This is a genomic window from Longimicrobium sp. (assembly GCF_036387355.1).
Taxonomy (GTDB): domain Bacteria; phylum Gemmatimonadota; class Gemmatimonadetes; order Longimicrobiales; family Longimicrobiaceae; genus Longimicrobium.
In genome coordinates this window covers 1-2,581 of the sequence record NZ_DASVTX010000201.1, presented here as the reverse complement: position 1 = coordinate 2,581, position 2,581 = coordinate 1, and the positions used below count along the sequence as shown (strand labels likewise).

Sequence of the window (2,581 nt, the reverse complement as noted above, 5' to 3'; positions counted from 1 at the left end):
TTCGGTCCGGGATTCTTCAGTCGCGCATGAACGCGGCACCGGGGAAAGCGCGGCGCACGCTCCTTCAGAATGACGCCCCGGCGCCGAGGCGGGCGGCAGGACACCGGTGGAGCGGAGGTGCTGCCCGGGGCGCGCGCGGGCAGCGTAGGCGATGCGGCCTGGTTCAGGCGCATCGGACCTGTCGCATCAGCCGCACCGGGATTCCTCACCCGGCTCGGACTTCAAGTGTCATTCTGAGGGAGGCGCCGCGCCGCGCCCTCCGTCACACCAGAGACTGGCGCCGACCGAAGAATCCCGCGCCACCGCGTCCCGTGCACGCCCGGTTGCGGGGCGCGCTCGGACGCAGCGGGTGCGGCGGGAGAGGCTGGAGCACGCCACGCCGGCCCGCGGCGTGTCGGACACTTCGGTCCGGGATTCTTCAGTCGCGCATGGATCCGGCACCGGGGAAAGCTCGGCGCACGCTCCTTCAGAATGACGCCCCGGCGCCGAGGTGATTGGCGGGCAGGGTTTCTCAACAGGCTGTCAGGAGAACAGCATTCCGGAAATCCTCATGCCCGAGGCCCGCCATGTCTTTCCGCAAACAAAAGTGCCCGTCCGCGCGCTGCGGACGGGCACTTCTGTGGGATCGAACCACGCGGGCTCAGTTCTGCTCGGCGGCGGCGTAGCGGGCGTCGGTGATTTCGCGCTCGGCGTCCAGCTTGTGGCGCCGCTTGACGCCCACGATGAACATGAACAGCCCCGCCGCCCCCAGCAGCAGCGCGGCGCGGTTGCGGTTCTTGTTGTTCACGGGCACCGGCCCGTTGTCCTTGGATGACGGCATGGAAGTCTGGGGAGTTGGATCGTTGATGGCGTCAGACGTTTGTCTGCCGCGATTGCCCGCACGATATCATCCCGGCCCGCCTTGCGTAAGGGGGATCACACCGCGCGGGACCCACGCGCCATCCCTCGCCGGGCAGAGCGCCGTCCGCCGAATCCGCACCTGCCGCCGCCAAAGACGGAGGGCCGGGGCGATTGCTCGCCCCGGCCCTCCGTCCGTCATCCAGCGCGGGCGGTTACTTGCCCACGATCTTGCCGACCGGAACCGCGGTCACGGGCTCCGGGGCGGCGCCGTTGCCGTCCAGCAGGCCGTTCTTGGCCACCAGCTGCGCAGCCAGCACCGTCTGAATCACGCCCGTGATGCTGTTGGCCGTGCCCTCGGCCGCGCTCTCGCCCGCGCCGCCGCCGCTGATGGTGACCAGGCGCGCCTTGCCCAGCGCGTCGGCGATGAACGGGGCGATGTCCGGCAGCATCTCGATCTGCTTGTACCGGAAGTAGCTTTCTCCGCCCTGCTGAATGGCCTCGTTCACCTTGCGGATGCTCTCGGCCGTGGCCTCGGCCACCGTGGTGATGCGGATGGCCTCGGCGCGGGCCTGGGCCTCTGCCTCAATGCGCAGGCGCTCGGCGTCGGCGCGGGCCTGGGCGATCTGGGTGGCGTCCAGCTCGGCGCTGCGCTGGCGGCCGGCGGCCTCCTGGCGCTTGGCCTCGGCCTCGGCGATCAGCGCGGCGTTCGCGGCGCGCGTCTGCTCCAGCTCGCGCTGCTTGTTGCTGATGGCACGCTCCGCCTCCAGCTCCGCTTCCTTGGCGCGGCGCGTCTGCTGCGCGGCCACGATCTCGGCGTTGGCCTGCGCCTCGGCGGCGCTCTGGCGGCGGCGGGCCTCCGCCACCTCGCTCTGCACCACCTTGATGTTCAGCGAGTTGAACGTGAGCCCCAGGTCCGTGAGCTCGCGCGAGCACGCCTTGCGGATGATGATGGCGAGCGGGTCGTCATCGTCCTCCGCGTCCATGGGCCGCGTGGCCACCGGCAGCGCGGCGGGGCGCACGGGGGCCAGCTCCATCCCCGGCTCCGCGGCGCCCGACTGCGACGGAATGCGCACGGCCGTCTTGGCGCTGAACAGCTGGTCGTGCGTCAGCAGGTTGATGGCGCGGCGGCCGGAGCTGCTCAGCAGGTCGATGAGGATGTTGATCTGCTCCTCGTTCGGCTTGCTGAAGAAGCGGTTGGCGGCCGTCTTGATCATCTCGTCGCTGTCGCCCACTGAGACGATGGCGCTGGCCAGCACGCGCACCTTGATGGGCTGCGGCACGCCGCCGTCGTCCAGGTCCGCGGTCTGGTCCGTGATGTCCAGGTCCACGTTGATGGCCTTGCTGCTCAGCGTGGTGCCGGTGGTCAGCAGGGGCACCTCCCACGACTTGGCGGGGCCGCGAAAGATGAGCGTCTTGCCGCTGAGCCAGGTGACCATGCGAATGGTGCCCGCCTCCACGTTGCGCAGGAACCCCGTCACGATCATGGGGATGAACACGAGGGCAGCCAGCAGGATGCCGACGATGACGAGCGGATTCATGGGTTCTCCAGCAGGGTGAATGAAAGGGTGGACGCGTCCGGCGTCACTGCGGGGACGCGATCGCGTCCATCGACGAAACCACACAGCGGTTGCGGCGCCCGTCCACGTCCTCGACGATCAGCGCGTCGCCCGCACGAACCCGGATCCCGGAGGCCTGGTCTTCTGGCCGCAGGGTGCCCAGCAGCTGCACGATCTGCCCGTCC

General features: G+C 69.8%; 2 protein-coding genes. Both read right to left on the bottom strand.

Going from position 1 to position 2,581, the window contains the following annotated elements; all coding sequences use genetic code 11:
• Window positions 1-640: 640 nt before the first annotated feature.
• On the bottom strand, window positions 641-820 hold the full coding sequence (locus tag VF665_RS08825) for a hypothetical protein (RefSeq protein WP_331053049.1): 180 nt from the start codon (window positions 818-820) through the stop codon (window positions 641-643).
• Window positions 821-1,052: 232 nt separating this feature from the next.
• Window positions 1,053-2,378: a hypothetical protein gene (locus VF665_RS08820; RefSeq protein WP_331053048.1), complete on the bottom strand. Its 1,326-nt coding sequence runs from the start codon at window positions 2,376-2,378 to the stop codon at window positions 1,053-1,055.
• Between the last annotated feature and the right edge of the window lie 203 nt (window positions 2,379-2,581).

What these genes read in the sequence shown, in the direction of transcription:
- VF665_RS08825 (WP_331053049.1), bottom strand. Translation starts at nt 820, where the DNA reads ATGCCGTCATCCAAGGACAACGGGCCGGTGCCCGTGAACAACAAGAAC.
- VF665_RS08820 (WP_331053048.1), bottom strand. Translation starts at nt 2,378, where the DNA reads ATGAATCCGCTCGTCATCGTCGGCATCCTGCTGGCTGCCCTCGTGTTC.